13 protein-coding genes are annotated in these 16887 nt (G+C 62.2%); 5 read left to right on the plus strand and 8 right to left on the minus strand.

Features of this window, described 5'->3' with window-relative positions; translation table 11 throughout:
• Nucleotides 1-8: 8 nt before the first annotated feature.
• The 4 genes from NWV16_RS03005 (at nt 9) to hemE (ending at nt 9174) form a co-directional block, all read left to right on the plus strand.
• Nucleotides 9-1607: an AAA family ATPase gene (locus NWV16_RS03005; protein WP_260521909.1), complete on the plus strand. Its 1599-nt coding sequence runs from the start codon at nt 9-11 to the stop codon at nt 1605-1607.
• A 349-nt stretch (nt 1608-1956) separates the two neighbouring features.
• Nucleotides 1957-6402 carry a glutamate synthase large subunit gene (gene gltB / locus NWV16_RS03010; protein WP_260521910.1) on the plus strand — a complete coding sequence of 1482 codons (4446 nt, stop codon included), beginning with the start codon at nt 1957-1959 and terminating at the stop codon, nt 6400-6402.
• 33 nt (nt 6403-6435) lie between these two features.
• Complete coding sequence (locus NWV16_RS03015; protein WP_169428512.1) at nt 6436-7854, plus strand: FAD-dependent oxidoreductase; 1419 nt, start codon at nt 6436-6438, stop codon at nt 7852-7854.
• Between the two features lie 252 nt (nt 7855-8106).
• Nucleotides 8107-9174: a uroporphyrinogen decarboxylase gene (hemE, locus tag NWV16_RS03020; protein WP_260521911.1), complete on the plus strand. Its 1068-nt coding sequence runs from the start codon at nt 8107-8109 to the stop codon at nt 9172-9174.
• A 70-nt stretch (nt 9175-9244) separates the two neighbouring features.
• On the opposite strand, the gene NWV16_RS03025 is transcribed toward hemE, so the two are convergent.
• A complete protein-coding gene (locus NWV16_RS03025; protein ID WP_409519371.1) occupies nt 9245-10459 on the minus strand; it encodes an MFS transporter in 1215 nt (404 codons plus the stop codon).
• A gap of 179 nt (nt 10460-10638) precedes the next feature.
• On the opposite strand from NWV16_RS03025, the gene NWV16_RS03030 reads away from it, so the two are divergent.
• Complete coding sequence (locus NWV16_RS03030) at nt 10639-11535, plus strand: LysR family transcriptional regulator (protein ID WP_260521913.1); 897 nt, start codon at nt 10639-10641, stop codon at nt 11533-11535.
• Here NWV16_RS03030 and NWV16_RS03035 read toward each other — a convergent pair whose 3' ends face one another.
• The 7 genes from NWV16_RS03035 to NWV16_RS03065 form a co-directional block, all read right to left on the minus strand.
• Complete coding sequence (locus tag NWV16_RS03035) at nt 11536-11973, minus strand: excinuclease (RefSeq protein WP_260521914.1); 438 nt, start codon at nt 11971-11973, stop codon at nt 11536-11538.
• A 303-nt stretch (nt 11974-12276) separates the two neighbouring features.
• Complete coding sequence (locus NWV16_RS03040; RefSeq protein WP_260521915.1) at nt 12277-12717, minus strand: excinuclease; 441 nt, start codon at nt 12715-12717, stop codon at nt 12277-12279.
• Between the two features lie 20 nt (nt 12718-12737).
• A complete protein-coding gene (locus NWV16_RS03045; RefSeq protein ID WP_260521916.1) occupies nt 12738-13973 on the minus strand; it encodes a beta-ketoacyl-ACP synthase in 1236 nt (411 codons plus the stop codon).
• A complete protein-coding gene (gene fabG, locus NWV16_RS03050; protein WP_260521917.1) occupies nt 13973-14701 on the minus strand; it encodes a 3-oxoacyl-ACP reductase FabG in 729 nt (242 codons plus the stop codon). Before fabG ends, NWV16_RS03045 begins: the two co-directional genes overlap by 1 nt.
• Nucleotides 14694-15158 (minus strand): hotdog family protein, encoded by a 465-nt coding sequence (locus tag NWV16_RS03055; protein ID WP_260521918.1) that lies wholly within the window; start codon nt 15156-15158, stop codon nt 14694-14696. The genes fabG and NWV16_RS03055 overlap by 8 nt, the downstream gene beginning before the upstream one ends.
• A complete protein-coding gene (locus tag NWV16_RS03060) occupies nt 15155-16351 on the minus strand; it encodes a beta-ketoacyl-[acyl-carrier-protein] synthase family protein (RefSeq protein WP_260521919.1) in 1197 nt (398 codons plus the stop codon). The genes NWV16_RS03055 and NWV16_RS03060 overlap by 4 nt, the downstream gene beginning before the upstream one ends.
• Nucleotides 16348-16830 (minus strand): hypothetical protein, encoded by a 483-nt coding sequence (locus tag NWV16_RS03065; RefSeq protein ID WP_312846918.1) that lies wholly within the window; start codon nt 16828-16830, stop codon nt 16348-16350. Before NWV16_RS03065 ends, NWV16_RS03060 begins: the two co-directional genes overlap by 4 nt.
• Between the last annotated feature and the right edge of the window lie 57 nt (nt 16831-16887).

Consider the following 16887-nt stretch of genomic DNA (forward strand, 5'->3'; position numbering starts at 1 on the left):
AGATTCCGATGACTAGTTTGCATGCCGACGAGGCGTTTCTCGGCCATTTCCAGTTAAGTCACGACCCTTTCGCTCCACGGGTCCCGGGCTTCAAGTTTTTTCCGGCCCAGCGCAAACCCGTGCTGGGGCAACTGCATCATCTGGCGCGTTACAGCCAGTTGCTGCTGGTGGTCACCGGCCCTCAGGGCAGCGGCAAGACGCTGCTGCGTCAGGCACTGGTGGCCAGTACCAACAAACAGTCGGTTCAAAGTGTCGTCGTCTCCGCCCGTGGTGCCGGCGATGCGGCCGGTGTGCTGCGTCAGGTCGCCCAGGGACTGGACGTTGCCCAGGCCGAGGTCGGGGCGATTCTCGATCAGGTCGTACAGCTGGCGCTGACCGGTCAGGAAGTCTATCTGCTGGTGGATGACGCCGAGCAGCTCGACGAATCCGCGCTCGAAGCCCTGATGGCGCTGGGCGCCGGCGCGCCGGAAGGTCGCCCGCATGTGTTCCTGTTCGGCGAATCGTCGCTGATAGCTCAACTTGAGGCGCTGCACCTTGAGGAAGAGCGCTTTCACGTCATCGAATTGCAGCCGTACACCGAAGAGGAAACCCGCGAATACCTCGATCAGCGGCTGGAAGGAGCCGGTCGGGGTGTCGAACTTTTCACCGCGGATCAGATCTCTGATATTCACGAAAGCTCCGAGGGCTGGCCCGGCAACATCAACCAGGTCGCCCGCGATGCACTGATCGAAGTCATGATTGCCAGCCGCTCTGCGGTGAAGCGTCCAAGTATGGGGTTCAACATGCCGAAGAAACACGTATTGGCGATTTCCGCCGTCGTTGTGGTGGCGGTCGCTGCCGCCTGGCTGATGCCCGGTCGCAACAAGGCGCCGACCGCCGGGGCGCCGGCCAATGAACAGGCTCAGCTGCCGCTGGGACAGGGCGGTGCGCCGAACGTGGAGTTCGCCGGTAACACCCAACCGATGCCGTTGCCGTTGGTCGGCAATTCGCAACCGGTGATGCGCAAGCCTTTGGCCGAAGCGGCGGGCGGGATTACCGAGGGTGACGATGGCGTGCCGCTGGAAGGCTCGAGCAACACGCCGCCGACCGTAACCACTACCGCGCCACCGGCCGGTGTGCCTGCCGGCCCGGCACCGACGCCGGTTCCGGTCCCTGCGGCCAAGCCGACGCCGGCACCCACCCAGGTTGCCACGGCCAAGCCAGCGCCTGCTCCGGCTGCGCCAGTTGCCAAGCCAGCCCCGACGCCTGCCAAGCCTGTGGCTGCGGCCAAACCGGTCGAGAAAGCCGCCGAGAAGCCGGTTACCGTCGCCAAGGCCGCCGGTGGCAGCTGGTACGCAGGTCAAGCCCCGGGCAACTACGTGGTGCAGATCCTCGGTACCAGCTCCGAAGCGGCAGCGCAAAGCTTCGTCAAGGAGCAGGGCGGCGAGTACCGCTACTTCAAGAAAGTCCTCAACGGCAAGCCGCTTTACGTGATCACCTATGGCAGTTTTGCCAACCGTGATGCGGCCGTTTCTGCCATCAAGGCCTTGCCAGCGAAGGTTCAGGCTGGTAAACCTTGGCCTCGCACTGTCGCCAGCGTCCAACAGGAACTGGCAACAACTCGCTGAAGATTCGGCGGCCTTACCCAGGCCGCCTCTCCAAGCACCTCAAAATTTCTACAAGTGCGCGCTTCCTTTCAGGTCGCGTGCCTTGTGGTGTCTGCGTCACAGTAGTCTTTGAGTCGTTGCGGTCAGAATTAAAAAAGTTTTGACTAGCACAGCAGATCGCTTTAAACCTTTCACAAATGCGACATGGATTTGCGACATTTCGTCGTCAAATTTGTGAGCGTCTGTGTCGCTGTGTACAATGACCACCCTTTTGCCCCCGCAAAGCCGGCGTACGTTCGGCGCGAGATGCAAGTGGTTGAATTGAAAAGAAATTTGCCTCGAAAAGAGGCAGCCTGGTGAGAAAGTGTCTATGAAAGCAGGTCTGTACCAACCAGATGAATTCAAGGATAACTGCGGTTTCGGCCTGATAGCCCATATGCAGGGCGAACCCAGTCATACCCTATTGCAAACGGCCATCGAGGCCCTGACCTGCATGACCCACCGCGGTGGGATTAATGCCGACGGCAAGACCGGTGACGGTTGCGGTCTGCTGATTCAAAAACCCGACACCTTCCTGCGTGCCATTGCCCAGGAAGCCTTCAGCGTCGAGCTGCCCAGGCAATATGCCGTGGGCATGGTCTTCTTCAACCAGGATCCGGCCAAGGCCGAAGCTGCTCGCGAGAACATGAACCGCGAGATCCTCGCTGAAGGCCTGCAACTGATCGGTTGGCGCAAAGTGCCGATCGACACCAGCGTCCTCGGCCGCCTCGCCCTCGAGCGCCTGCCGCAGATCGAGCAGGTGTACATCGGCGGCGAAGGCCTGAGCGATCAGGACATGGCGGTCAAGCTGTTCAGCGCCCGTCGTCGTTCGTCGGTGGCCAACGCCGCTGATACCGATCACTACATCTGCAGCTTTTCCCACAAGACCATCATCTATAAAGGCCTGATGATGCCGGCCGACCTGGCCGCGTTTTATCCGGACCTGGGTGACCAGCGCCTGCAAACCGCGATCTGCGTGTTCCACCAGCGCTTCTCCACCAACACCCTGCCGAAATGGCCGCTGGCCCAGCCTTTCCGCTTCCTCGCCCACAATGGCGAGATCAACACCATTACCGGCAACCGCAACTGGGCCCAGGCTCGTCGCACCAAGTTCACCAACGATCTGATGGATCTGGAAGAACTCGGCCCGCTGGTCAATCGTGTCGGTTCCGACTCCTCGAGCATGGACAACATGCTGGAGCTGATGGTCACCGGCGGCATCGACCTGTTCCGTGGCGTGCGGATGATCATTCCGCCGGCGTGGCAGAACGTCGAAACCATGGACCCGGATTTGCGTGCGTTCTACGAGTACAACTCGATGCACATGGAGCCGTGGGACGGTCCGGCCGGCGTGGTGATGACCGATGGTCGCTACGCGGTATGCCTGCTCGACCGTAACGGTCTGCGCCCGGCGCGCTGGGTCACCACCACCAATGGTTTCATCACCGTCGCCTCGGAAATCGGCGTCTGGAACTACCAGCCGCAGGACGTGATCGCCAAGGGCCGCGTCGGTCCTGGTCAGATCCTCGCCGTGGACACCGAAACCGGTCAGATCCTCGACACCGACGCGATCGACAACCGTCTGAAATCCCGTCATCCGTACAAGCAATGGCTGCGCAAGAATGCCCTGCGCATCCAGGCGACCATGGAAGACAACGATCACGGTTCGGCTTTCTACGACGTCGATCAGCTCAAGCAATACATGAAGATGTATCAGGTCACGTTCGAAGAGCGCGACCAGGTGCTGCGTCCGCTCGGCGAGCAAGGCTACGAAGCCGTCGGCTCGATGGGCGACGACACGCCGATGGCCGTGCTGTCCCAGCGCGTGCGCACGCCGTACGACTATTTCCGTCAGCAGTTCGCGCAGGTCACCAACCCGCCGATTGACCCGCTGCGTGAAGCGATCGTGATGTCGCTGGAAATCTGCCTCGGTGCCGAGCGCAACATCTTCCAGGAATCGCCGGAACACGCCTCGCGCGTGATCCTCAGCTCGCCGGTCATTTCCCCGGCCAAGTGGCGCTCGCTGATGAATCTTGACCGCCCGGGTTTCGAGCGGCAGATCATTGACCTCAACTACGACGAAAGCGTCGGTCTCGAAGCGGCTATCCGCAACGTGGCCGATCAGGCTGAAGAAGCCGTGCGTGCCGGTCGTACCCAGATCGTCCTGAGCGACCGCCATATCGCGCCGGGCAAACTGCCGATCCATGCCTCGCTGGCCACCGGCGCGGTGCATCACCGTCTGACCGAAAAAGGTCTGCGCTGCGACTCCAATATCCTGGTGGAAACCGCCACCGCACGCGATCCGCACCACTTCGCCGTGCTGATCGGTTTCGGTGCCTCGGCGGTCTATCCGTTCCTGGCTTATGAAGTGCTGGGCGATCTGATCCGTACCGGTGAAGTGCTGGGCGACCTCTACGAGGTGTTCAAGAACTACCGCAAAGGCATCACCAAAGGTTTGCTGAAGATCCTGTCGAAGATGGGCATCTCGACCATCGCGTCCTATCGCGGTGCTCAGCTGTTTGAAGCCATCGGTCTGTCCGAAGAAGTCTGCAACCTGAGTTTCAAAGGCGTGCCGAGCCGCATCAAGGGGGCGCGTTTCGTCGACATCGAAGCCGAGCAGAAAGCACTGGCCACCGAAGCCTGGAGCCCGCGCAAGCCGATCCAGCAGGGCGGTCTGCTGAAGTTCGTCCACGGTGGCGAATACCACGCGTACAACCCGGATGTGGTCAACACCCTGCAAGCCGCCGTGCAGCAGGGCGACTACGCCAAGTTCAAGGAATACACCTCGCTGGTGGACAACCGTCCGGTGTCGATGATCCGCGACCTGCTCAAGGTCAAGACCCTCGACAAGCCGCTGGACATCAGCGAAGTCGAACCGCTGGAATCGGTGCTCAAGCGCTTCGATTCCGCCGGTATCTCGTTGGGCGCCCTGTCGCCGGAAGCACACGAAGCACTGGCTGAAGCCATGAACCGCCTCGGTGCGCGTTCCAACTCCGGCGAAGGTGGCGAGGACCCGGCGCGTTACGGCACCCTCAAGAGTTCGAAAATCAAACAGGTCGCGACCGGCCGTTTCGGGGTGACCCCGGAATACCTGGTCAACGCCGAAGTGCTGCAGATCAAGGTCGCCCAGGGCGCCAAGCCGGGCGAGGGCGGGCAACTGCCCGGCGGCAAGGTGAACGGCCTGATCGCCAGGCTGCGTTACGCCGTGCCGGGCGTGACCCTGATTTCGCCGCCGCCACATCACGACATCTACTCCATCGAGGACCTGTCGCAACTGATCTTCGACCTGAAGCAGGTCAACCCGCAGGCGCTGGTTTCGGTGAAACTCGTGGCTGAAGCGGGCGTCGGCACCATCGCTGCCGGTGTGGCCAAGGCCTATGCGGACTTGATCACCATCTCCGGCTACGACGGTGGTACCGGTGCTTCGCCGCTGACCTCGATCAAATACGCTGGCGCACCGTGGGAACTTGGCCTGGCCGAAACCCACCAGACCCTGCGCGGCAACGACCTGCGCGGCAAGGTCCGGGTGCAGACCGACGGCGGCCTGAAAACCGGCCTCGACGTGATCAAGGCGGCGATCCTCGGTGCAGAGAGCTTCGGTTTCGGTACCGCGCCGATGATCGCGCTGGGCTGCAAATACCTGCGCATCTGCCACCTCAACAACTGCGCCACCGGTGTTGCGACCCAGAACGAGAAGCTGCGCAAGGATCACTACATCGGCACCGTCGACATGGTGGTGAACTTCTTCACCTACGTCGCCGAAGAAACCCGTGAGTGGCTCGCCAGGCTGGGCGTGCGTTCCCTCGAAGAGCTGATCGGTCGTACCGATCTGCTGGAAGTGATCGAAGGCCAGACCGCCAAGCAACATCACCTGGATCTGACCCCGCTGCTGGGCAGCGATCATATCCCGGCGGACAAACCGCAGTTCTGCGGCGTCGAGCGCAACCCGCCATTCGACCAGGGCCTGTTGGCCGAGAAGATGGTCGAGATGGCGACGTCGGCGATCAACGACCTCAGCGGGGCCGAGTTCGATCTGGACATCTGCAACTGCGACCGTTCGATCGGCGCGCGGATTTCCGGTGAAATCGCTCGCAAGCACGGCAACCAGGGCATGGCCAAGGCGCCGATCACCTTCCGCTTCAAAGGCACTGCGGGTCAGAGTTTCGGCGTGTGGAACGCCGGCGGTCTGAACCTGTACCTGGAAGGCGATGCCAACGACTACGTCGGCAAGGGCATGACCGGCGGCAAACTGGTCATCGTGCCGCCGAAGGGCAGCGTTTATCAGACCCAGAACAGCGCCATCATCGGCAACACCTGCCTGTACGGCGCCACTGGCGGCAAGCTGTTCGCCGCCGGCACCGCGGGCGAGCGTTTCGCCGTGCGCAACTCCGGTGCCCATACGGTCGTGGAAGGCACCGGCGATCACTGCTGCGAGTACATGACCGGCGGTTTCGTCTGCGTTCTGGGCAAGACCGGTTACAACTTCGGCTCAGGCATGACCGGCGGTTTCGCCTACGTGCTCGATCAGGACAACACCTTCGTTGACCGGGTCAACCACGAACTGGTGGAAATCCAGCGGATCAGCGGCGAGGCGATGGAAGCCTATCGCAGCCACCTGCAGAACGTGCTGAACGAGTACGTCGCGGAAACCGACAGCGAGTGGGGTCGTGAACTCGCCGAGAACCTCGACGACTACTTGCGCCGTTTCTGGTTGGTCAAGCCGAAGGCTGCCAACCTGAAGTCGTTGCTTTCCAGCACCCGTGCCAACCCGCAGTGATATGCGCCTGAAGAGTTTGATGAGGTTTTAACAATGGCTGAACGTCTGAATAACGACTTCCAGTTCATCGATGTCGGGCGCAAGGATCCGAAGAAGAAACTGTTGCGTCAACGCAAGAAAGAGTTCGTGGAAATCTACGAACCGTTCAAACCCCAGCAGTCGGCCGACCAGGCCCACCGCTGCCTGGGTTGCGGCAACCCGTATTGCGAATGGAAGTGCCCGGTGCACAACTTCATTCCGAACTGGCTGAAGCTGGTGGCCGAGGGCAACATCCTTCAGGCCGCCGAACTGTCGCACCAGACCAACACCCTGCCGGAAGTCTGCGGTCGGGTGTGCCCGCAGGATCGTCTGTGCGAGGGCGCGTGCACCCTCAACGACGGCTTCGGCGCAGTGACCATCGGTTCGGTCGAGAAGTACATCACCGACACCGCGTTCGCCATGGGCTGGCGCCCGGACATGTCCAAGGTCAAACCGACCGGCAAGCGTGTCGCGATCATCGGTGCCGGTCCGGCGGGCCTCGGTTGTGCCGACGTGCTGGTGCGCGGTGGTGTGACCCCGGTGGTGTTCGACAAGAACCCGGAAATCGGCGGTCTGCTGACCTTCGGCATCCCCGAGTTCAAGCTCGAAAAGACCGTGTTGAGCAATCGCCGCGAAGTCTTCACCGGCATGGGCATCGAGTTCCGCCTCAACACCGAGGTCGGCAAGGACGTGACCATGGAGCAACTGCTCGCCGAATACGATGCGGTGTTCATGGGCATGGGCACCTACACCTACATGAAGGGCGGTTTTGCCGGTGAGGACCTGCCGGGCGTGTATGACGCGCTGGACTTCCTGATCGCCAACGTCAACCGCAACCTGGGCTTTGAAAAGTCGCCGGAAGATTTCGTCGACATGAAAGGCAAGAAAGTTGTGGTGCTGGGCGGTGGTGATACGGCGATGGACTGCAATCGTACCTCGATCCGCCAGGGCGCCAAATCGGTGACCTGCGCCTATCGTCGTGACGAAGCGAACATGCCCGGCTCGCGCAAAGAGGTGAAGAACGCCAAGGAAGAAGGTGTGAAATTCCTCTACAACCGCCAGCCGATCGCCATCGTCGGTGAAGACAGGGTCGAAGGCGTGAAAGTGGTCGAGACCCGTCTCGGCGAACCGGACGCCCGTGGCCGTCGCAGTCCCGAGCCGATCCCGGGTTCCGAGGAGATCATCCCGGCCGACGCCGTGGTCATCGCGTTCGGTTTCCGCCCGAGCCCGGCGCCGTGGTTCGAACAGTTCGAGATCCAGACCGACAGCCAGGGTCGCGTCGTTGCGCCTGAGCAAGGTCAGTACAAGCACCAGACCAGCAACCCGAAAATCTTCGCCGGTGGCGACATGGTGCGCGGTTCCGACCTGGTGGTGACGGCGATCTTCGAAGGCCGCAATGCAGCTGAAGGGATCCTGGATTACCTGGGCGTCTGATCACTTCCAGCATTGGAATGCGATCAAAATGTGGGAGCAGGCTTGCTCGCGAATGCGGTGGATCAGTCACCATCACCGGTGGCTGACACATCGCATTCGCGAGCAAGCCCGCTCCCACAGTTGTTTCTCGGTGTTGCTGATGGCGCATTTCCAGCGCGACAAATTGACCCGATAGACAAAAGGCTGACCTGCATCCGTGCCTTTTGCGTCGCGCTCTGAGAAAATGCCCGCACTTTTTTTCCGGATGCCGACATGACTGCCCTGAAGAACGACCGTTTCCTCCGCGCCCTGCTCAAGCAACCCGTAGACGTCACCCCGGTGTGGATGATGCGCCAGGCCGGCCGCTACCTGCCGGAATACCGCGCCAGCCGCGCCCAGGCCGGTGATTTCATGAGCCTGTGCATGAATCCGGAATTCGCCTGCGAAGTCACGCTGCAACCGCTGGATCGCTATCCGCAACTGGACGCGGCGATCCTGTTCTCCGATATCCTCACCATCCCCGATGCCATGGGCCAGGGCCTGTACTTCGAGACCGGTGAAGGTCCGCGCTTCAAGAAAGTCGTCAGTACCCTGGCTGACATTGAAGCCCTGCCGATCCCGGATCCGCAAAAAGACCTCGGCTACGTGATGGACGCGGTCAGTACCATCCGCCGCGAACTGAACGGCCGTGTGCCGCTGATCGGTTTCTCCGGCAGTCCGTGGACACTGGCTACCTACATGGTCGAAGGCGGCTCGTCGAAAGACTTCCGCAAGACCAAGGCGATGCTCTACGACAACCCGCAAGCCATGCACCTGCTGCTGGACAAGCTGGCGCAGTCGGTGACGGCGTACCTGAACGGCCAGATCCAGGCCGGCGCGCAAGCGGTGCAGATCTTCGACACCTGGGGCGGCAACCTGTCGGCGGCGGCGTATCAGGAATTCTCCCTGGCCTACATGAAGAAAATCGTCAGCGGCTTGATTCGTGAGCACGACGGTCGCAAGGTGCCGGTGATCCTGTTCACCAAGAATGGCGGCCTGTGGCTGGAAAGCATCGCCGAGGCCGGTGCCGACGCACTGGGCCTGGACTGGACCTGCGACATCGGCAACGCCCGCGCCCGCGTTGGCGACAAGGTTGCCTTGCAAGGCAACATGGATCCGACCGTGCTCTACGCCAAACCGGAAGCGATCCGTACTGAAGTGGGCCGCATCCTCGCCAGCTACGGCAAGGGCAGCGGCCATGTATTCAACCTCGGCCACGGCATCACCCCGGAAGTCGATCCGGAACACGCTGGCGCGTTCTTGCGAGCGGTGCATGAGTTGTCGGCGCAGTATCACCAGTGATCGGCGCTCAGCTCTAATGTTGGAAAACAAAAACGCCCGGCTTGTGCCGGGCGTTTTTTGTGGGCGTGATTCAGGCTTTGACACCACCCAGCGGCGGCAGCTTCGCCAGCTTTAACGCCACCAACAGTGCCACCAGCAACAACGCGCCAATGAACAGTCCAATCCCGTTCCACCCGGCCAGGTGCCAGAACACCCCGCCCGCCGTCCCGGCGATGCTCGACCCGGCGTAATAGCTGAACAGGTACAACGAAGACGCCTGGCCCTTGGCCTTGAGCGCCCGGCGGCCGATCCAGCTGCTGGCCACCGAGTGCGCGCCGAAGAAGCCGAAGGTGAAGATCAGCATGCCGATGATCACCAGAGGCAGCGGTGTGAACATCGTCAGGGCGAGGCCGGCGAACATCAGGGCGATGATGGCCCACAGCACTTTGCGGCGGCCCAGCTTGTCGGCCAGCGAACCGATTTTCGCCGAGCTGTAGATGCCCGACAGGTACACCACCGATAACAGCCCCACGAACACTTGATCCAAGTGATACGGCTCGGCCAGCAGACGGTAGCCGATGTAGTTGAACAGGGTGACGAACGCGCCCATCAGCACGAACGCCTCAAGGAACAGCAGCGGCAGGCCGGCATCACGAAAGTGCATGGTGAAGCCGTCGAGCAGGCTGCGCGGGTGCAGCGAGCGGGAGCGGAAATTGCGCGACTCCGGCAGGATTTTCCAGAATACCGCCGCCGCGATCAGCGCCAGACCACCGATCACCATCATCGCTGTGTGCCAACTGACGAAGTCGATCAGCACGCCAGTTATCAGACGCCCGCTCATCCCGCCGATCGCGTTGCCGCCGATGTACAAACCCATCGCCAGACCGATGTGCTGCGGATGGATTTCCTCGCTCAGGTACGTCATTGCCACCGCCGCCAGACCGCTCAATGACAGCCCGATCAGCGCGCGCGTGATCAGTACGCCGTGCCAGCTCGGCATCATCGAACTGGCGATGGTGCACAGGGCTGCGGCAAACAGCGCGGCGACCATCACCGGTTTGCGCCCCACCCGATCGGAAATCGGCCCGGTGATCAGCAGACCGAAGGCCAGCATGCCGGTGGCCACCGACAGGATCAGGCTGCTTTGTGCTGCGTTGATCGAATATTCCTGAGACAGCAGCGGCATCATCGGCTGCACGCAGTACAACAGGGCGAACGTCGCGAAGCCACCGCTGAACAGCGCCAGCACCGTGCGCATGAACGCGGGTGTGCCTTTCTCGATGTAGATCTCTTGCAGTTCGGTCATCACATCATCCGCCGCAGCGGGCGGGACTTCATGGGCCAGTGGAGCGACGGCGGTTTTCACATCAGACCTCGGGGGGGCGCGGGCAGGCAAGCAATGAAAAAATCATATAGCTGGCTAATGTTTCTATCCAATATATTGTTCGACCTGTTTGATAGCTTTAACGACCTAATGGAGTGTTCATGGAATTGCGTCACTTGCGCTACTTCATCGCCGTCGCCGAAGAGCTGCACTTCGGCCGCGCCGCACAGGTACTGGGCATCTCCCAGCCACCGCTGAGCCAGCAGATTCAGGCACTGGAACAGGAAGTCGGCGCCCGGCTTTTCGAACGTACCAATCGTCGGGTCGAGCTCAGTGAGGCCGGGCGGCTGTTTCTGGAAGAAGCGCGGCTGGTGCTCGCGCAAGTCGATAAGGCGGCGGATGTGGCTCGCCGCGCTCAACTCGGTGAGCTGGGTGAGCTGAAGATCGGCTTTACCTCCTCGGCGCCGTTCAGCTCGACCATTCCCCAGGCGATATTTTCCTTCCGCCAGCGCTTCCCGGCCGTGCACCTGAACCTGCGCGAGATGAGCAGCACCATGGTGGCCGACGCACTGGTGGACGAGTCGATCGAGGTCGGCATCATGCGCCCGCTCGGTTTGCCGGACTCGCTGAGTGTGGTCGAGTTGATGCGCGAGCCTCTGGTGGCGGTGCTCGGTTCCAAACACCCGCTGGCCCAAGGCAGCGAAGAAGGCCTGTTTCTCTCGGCGCTGGCGCTGGAGCCGTTCGTGTTCTTCCCGCGCAGTTACGGCAGTGGTCTGTATTCGCAACTGATCAGCCTGGCCCGTGACGCCGGGTTCAGCCCGCACTTCGCTCAAGAGGCGGGGGAGGCAATGACCATCATCGGTCTGGTAGCGGCGGGACTGGGGGTGTCGGTGCTGCCGGCGTCCTATCAGCGGATGCGCATCGACGGTGTGGTCTATCGACCGTTGCTGGATCCTGAAGCGGTAACGGCGGTGTGGCTGGTACAGCGCAAGGATCAGAAATCGCCGATGGCCAAGGCGTTTGTCGAGTTGCTGACGCGCAAGGTCGAAGCCGGCTGATCAGGGCAGCCGCACCAGATCGCCCTTCAACGCTACCCGCGTCACAAACACCCCGGCCCGACATTCGTAGGTGTTCAGATCCTTGCGCACATGCTGGTCGTAGTAGCTGACGATATTGGTCACCGCATTGGCCCCGACGCGCTTGGCCTGCGCCTGCAGCGCAATCAGGTTCGATTGCAGCACCCACTCGCAGGAGTCGTGATCGCTCTTGTTGAAGCCGTTGGTCTTCAAATCGCTGACCACGCCGCGCTGCAACAGGCGCTGAGTCCCCTGTGGCCCATTGCCGATCAGGTAAAACTTCACACTGCCATCCAGCCGCCCGGCCCGAATCGCATCCGACAGCACGGTTTCGAACGGCATGTACATCAGGTTGGTAGCGTGGCTGGCGCTGGGAAGCAGGCTGAAGAGGGCAGTGGCGATCAGGGCTTTCGCTTGCATGGTTGTCTCCTTGACGGTGAAAGCGAACCGCGAGTGCTCGAGCGACCGGGCTCGCCGTTCCGGCAGGCGCTGTGCGATGGCCTGTTTGAGCGAGTGTAGATGGTCCATGCAGAGGTGCAGCGAAATGCCGGTGTTGTCGGAAATACCTTTTCAGGCAGTATTGCCGGCGTTCCCGAAAGGGGCTTGTGAGACTCTGAGGATCCTGGGCAACCAGCTATCGCAGAGCCAGGCAGGTGACAGGCGATGACAAGCCAACCTGTTTGTGAAAGGGCGCCGAAAGGCGCCCTTTGTCGTTTCCGGCGGTTACTGAACCGTCGCCAGATCACCCTTCAACGCAACGCCTGCCATGATCGCGCCCGCGTGGCATTCGTAGTTCTTCGCATCCTTGCGCTCGTTGCTCTTGTAGAAGCTGACGATGTTGGTCACGGCGTTGGCGCCGGCGTTTTTCGCCGCCTGGTGCAGGCTGATGATGGCCGATTGCACGACCCACTCGCAGGCTGCCTGGTCGGACTTGTTGAAGGCGTTGGTTTTCTTGTTGGTCACCGCACCAGGGCTGACAACGGTGACTTTGCCGGCAGGAGTGTTGCCCGCCAGGAAGAACTTCACGCTGCCGTCGATCTTGCCGGTGCGGGTTGCCTCCGCGACCGCTTTGTCGAATGGCAGGTAGACCGCCGTGTCACGGGCCTGGCTGACGGCCGGCAAGGCACAGATGAGCAGAGTGGCGGCGAGTTGCTTGAAACGCATGGAGGTCTCCTTGACCTGGATTAATTCGGTTGTGTCCAGCGGCGGAAGATCAGCGAGGTGTTGACCCCGCCGAACGCGAAGTTGTTGTTCATCACGTACTCGTGATGCATCTGGCGAAACTCGCCGCGCAGGTAGTCGAGCTGGCCGCAGTGCGGATCGACTTCGTCGAGGTTGAGCGTGTGCACGTACAGGTCGCGGTTGAGCATTTCGATGCTGAACCAGGATTCCAGCGCACCGCAGGCGCCGAGGGTATGGCCGAGAAAGCTCTTCTGCGAGCTGATCGGCATGTGTTCGCCGAACAGGCTGCTGGTGGCCAGGGTTTCGGCGATGTCGCCCTGCTCGGTGGCCGTGCCATGCCCGTTCACGTAACCGATGGCGTCTGGCGGGAGCCCCGCGTCTTCCAGCGCCAGTTCCATGGCCCGGCGCATGGTGATCTGTTCCGGACGGGTGGTGTGCTGGCCGTCGGCATTGCTGCCGAAGCCGACGATTTCGGCGTGGATGCGCGCACCGCGAGCGAGGGCATGTTCCAGCTCTTCGAGCACCAGCATGCCGCCGCCTTCACCGATCACCAGGCCGTCGCGTCCCTTGTCGTAGGGACGTGGCGAGGTCTGCGGCGCATCGTTTTTCAGGCTGGTGGCGTATAGCGCGTCGAACACCATGGCCTCGGTCGGGCACAGTTCTTCGGCGCCGCCGGCGAGCATCAACGGCAGGCGACCGAACTTGATTGCCTCGTAAGCGTAACCGACGCCCTGGCTGCCGCTGGTGCAGGCGCTGGAGGTCGGGATCAGACGCCCGGTGAGGCCGAAGAAGATGCTGATGTTCGCCGCCGTGGTATGCGGCATCATCCGCACGTAGGAATTGGCATTGAGCCCTTCGGCCACCGAATTGAGCAGCATGTTGCCGAACGCCTTGATCTCGTCGGTGCTGCCGGTGGACGAGCCACAGGCCACGCCCATGCGTCCGTCCTTGATCGACTCGTCGCCGAGCAGACCGGCATCGGCCAACGCCTTTTCCGCTGCGGCCACGGCGAGCCGGGACACCCGGCCCATGCTGCGCAATTGCTTGCGGGTCCAGTGCGCCGGCACCTGGAAATCATCGATGGGCCCGGCCAGGCGAGTGTTGAGTTCACTGAAACGATCCCACTCGTCCATCCGGCGGATGCCGCTGCGGTTGGCCGCAAAGTTGCGGGCAATCGTGTCCCAGTCGCTGCCCAGCGAGGTGATGCCGGCCATGCCGGTGACGACAACGCGCTTCATCAGCACAAGCCTCCGTTGACCGCCAGGACCTGGCGGGTGATGTACGACGCTTCCGCCGACATCAGGAAATTCACCGCACCGGCCACTTCTTCCGGGGTGCCCATGCGTTGTGCCGGGATCATCTTCATCAGTTCTTCCACCGGCACGTTTTCATCGAGCATGGCCGTGTCGATCAGGCCCGGCGCGACACAGTTCACCGTGATTTTGCGCTTGGCCAGTTCGATCGCCAATGCCTTCGCAGCGCCAATCACACCGGCCTTCGAAGCGCTGTAGTTGACCTGGCCACGATTGCCGATCAGTCCCGAAACCGAGGTGATGCAGACGATGCGACCGGCGGCGCGGCGACGGATCATCGGCATCATCACCGGGTGCAGGACGTTGTAGAAACCGTCGAGGTTGGTACGCAATACCGCGTCCCAATCATCATCGCTCAAGGCCGGAAACGCGCCGTCGCGGGCCAGACCGGCGTTCAGCACTACGCCGTAATAGGCGCCGTGAGCTTCGACGTCGGCTTCGAGGATGGCTTTGCAGGTTTCGCGGTCTGCCACGTCGAATTGCAGGATGCGCGCATGGCGGCCCAGGGCTTCGATTTCGGCTTTCACCGCTTGCGCTTCGGCCACGCCGCTGCGGCAATGCAGGACGATATCGTGGCCGGCCTGGGCCAGGCGCAGGGCGATGGCACGGCCGATGCCACGGCTGGAGCCGGTGACCAGTGTGAATTCAGTCATCCTTCGACTCCTTCAATTGTTCAAGATATTGCGCTGCGTGCGGTGGGCGGAACACGTTCAGCCGGGCACTGGCTTCGATGCCGGGCGCCGTGATGTGGCACTCGAACACGCCCATGCCGTTGTCGTCTTCCAGCGAGCGGATGCCGTGAACGGTCAGCTCGCTGCCGACCGGAAACGCCTCGACATTGCATTCGAATTTGCGAGTGCCGAGCAGAAAACCCAACTCCACTGCGTTGCCTTTCTGCCGTGCATGACAGCCGGCGAACGCGGCGACACTCTGGGCCATCAGCTCGACGCCGACCCATGCCGGCAGGCTGCCGTCGGGCAGGCTGAACAGGCCACCGGGTCTGACCGTCAGGGTGGTGTGGATCTGCTCGTCGTCGAAGCCGAGGATCCGGTCGATCAGAATCATGTCGCCAGCGTGGGGCAGCAATTCGGCGAGCGGCCAGTCAGTCATGGGGCGTCTCCGATAATCAGGCTGACGTTATTGCCACCGAAGGCAAACGAATTGCTCATCAGGTAGCGCGGAGCAGTGGACGCTAGGCGTTCGTTCGCGGTCACCCACTTCAGCGCGGGCATGTCCGGATCGGCCTGGCCATCCCAGACATGTGGCGGCAAGGCGTGGTCAGGGTTATCGGCGCTCAGGCTCAGCCAGCAGAACGCGGCTTCCAGTGCGCCGGCCGCGCCGAGGGTGTGGCCGGTCATCGGTTTGGTCGAGGAGCAGGCCACGCCCTGCGGGAACAAGGTGGAAACGGCCAGGCTCTCCATGGCGTCGTTGTGCTGGGTGGCGGTGCCGTGCAGGTTCAGGTAGCTGACTTGTGACGCTTGCAGGTGGGCGCGATCCAGTGCCTGCTGCATGGCCTGCAACGCGCCACGACCGGACGGTTCCGGCGCGGAAATATGATGTGCATCGGAACTGGCGCCGGCGCCCAGCAGGGCAATGGCCGGGCCGTCGCTGCGCTGTTTGCTCATGATGAAGAGCACCGCCGCCTCGCCGATGTTGATGCCGTCGCGGTTGGCCGAAAACGGATTGCAGCGCTCGCCGGAGACCGCTTCCAGCGACGAAAAACCATTGAGCGTCAGTTTGCACAGGCTGTCGACGCCGCCGCACAGCACCGCGTCGCACAACCCCAGATCGAGCAGACGTCTGGCGCTCATCATGGCCCGGGCGCTGGAGGTGCACGCCGTGGAAATCACGTAGGCCGGGCCGCTCAGTTGCAGCCAGTCGGCGAGAAAAGTCGCCGGGGCGCCGAGTTCCTGCTGCCGGTAGTCGTAATCGGTCGGGAACTGCTGGTGGCGAATGTAGTGCGCCAGTCCCTGACTGGCCTCGTCGATCCCGGAGGTGCTGGTGCCGAGCACCACGCCGATGCGATCAGGGCCATAGGTCTGAATCGCGGCGTCAATGTCGTCGCGAATCTGCAATGCGGCTTCCAGCAGCAACTGATTGTTGCGGCTCTTGTGCGCCGCCATTTGCGGCGGGACGGGTGCCAGATCACCGCGCACGGCGGCTACCGGCAACTCGCGCTCCGGCACCCAGCCAGACTCGTGGCGCATGCCCGAACAATCGCCGGCGAACAGTTGGCGGGCGACCTCTTGCTTGTCACGGCCCAGGGCGCAGATCACGCCGAGGGCATTGAGGTAGGCGGTCATGGCGTCGATTCACCTAAAGGAGACACGCGATAGTGCGGGCCTTGGGGCAGATTCAATTCGAAGCGCAACGGTTGTGCATACCGGATGTTCCAGCGTTCCGGCAGTGAACGTTGTCCGTCGCTTTGCAGTGCGCCAGGGTAATTGCGCGACAGCTCGCCCGCAGGCGTCAGAGCGAACAGCAGCGCGGCGAACAGCTCCCGGGCTTCCGGATCGGGCGGCAGCAGGCCGTCGGCCTGCCAGTGTCCGTCGATCAGTCGCTGGCGGGCCTGGGGAATGCCCAGCGGATCCATCATCGACCAACGGATGCCCTGGCCCTCGCGCTGGATTACCAGCAACCAGTCCTGACGCTGTCCGGCTTGCTGGCGCTCGATGTGCAATTGCAGCGGCAAGGGCAGCGTCGGGTTATCCACAGGCAGCGGCGCCTGGCTGGCGCAGGCACCGAGCAGGCTGATGCAAGCCAGCAGAATAAGTCGTATCAATGCGGACAATGTGGGAGCGAGTCTGCTCGCGATGGCGTCTGCACATCCAGCACCGAT

The organism is Pseudomonas sp. BW7P1 (genome assembly GCF_024981055.1).
Classification (GTDB): domain Bacteria; phylum Pseudomonadota; class Gammaproteobacteria; order Pseudomonadales; family Pseudomonadaceae; genus Aquipseudomonas; species Aquipseudomonas bananamidigenes.

Excerpts from the sequence above, each read along its gene's own strand:
- NWV16_RS03005 (WP_260521909.1), top strand. The coding sequence starts at position 9 with ATGACTAGTTTGCATGCCGACGAGGCGTTTCTCGGCCATTTCCAGTTA.
- gltB (WP_260521910.1), top strand. The coding sequence starts at position 1,957 with ATGAAAGCAGGTCTGTACCAACCAGATGAATTCAAGGATAACTGCGGT.
- NWV16_RS03015 (WP_169428512.1), top strand. The coding sequence starts at position 6,436 with ATGGCTGAACGTCTGAATAACGACTTCCAGTTCATCGATGTCGGGCGC.
- hemE (WP_260521911.1), top strand. The coding sequence starts at position 8,107 with ATGACTGCCCTGAAGAACGACCGTTTCCTCCGCGCCCTGCTCAAGCAA.
- NWV16_RS03025 (WP_409519371.1), bottom strand. The coding sequence starts at position 10,459 with ATGACCGAACTGCAAGAGATCTACATCGAGAAAGGCACACCCGCGTTC.
- NWV16_RS03030 (WP_260521913.1), top strand. The coding sequence starts at position 10,639 with ATGGAATTGCGTCACTTGCGCTACTTCATCGCCGTCGCCGAAGAGCTG.
- NWV16_RS03035 (WP_260521914.1), bottom strand. The coding sequence starts at position 11,973 with ATGCAAGCGAAAGCCCTGATCGCCACTGCCCTCTTCAGCCTGCTTCCC.
- NWV16_RS03040 (WP_260521915.1), bottom strand. The coding sequence starts at position 12,717 with ATGCGTTTCAAGCAACTCGCCGCCACTCTGCTCATCTGTGCCTTGCCG.
- NWV16_RS03045 (WP_260521916.1), bottom strand. The coding sequence starts at position 13,973 with ATGAAGCGCGTTGTCGTCACCGGCATGGCCGGCATCACCTCGCTGGGC.
- fabG (WP_260521917.1), bottom strand. The coding sequence starts at position 14,701 with ATGACTGAATTCACACTGGTCACCGGCTCCAGCCGTGGCATCGGCCGT.
- NWV16_RS03055 (WP_260521918.1), bottom strand. The coding sequence starts at position 15,158 with ATGACTGACTGGCCGCTCGCCGAATTGCTGCCCCACGCTGGCGACATG.
- NWV16_RS03060 (WP_260521919.1), bottom strand. The coding sequence starts at position 16,351 with ATGACCGCCTACCTCAATGCCCTCGGCGTGATCTGCGCCCTGGGCCGT.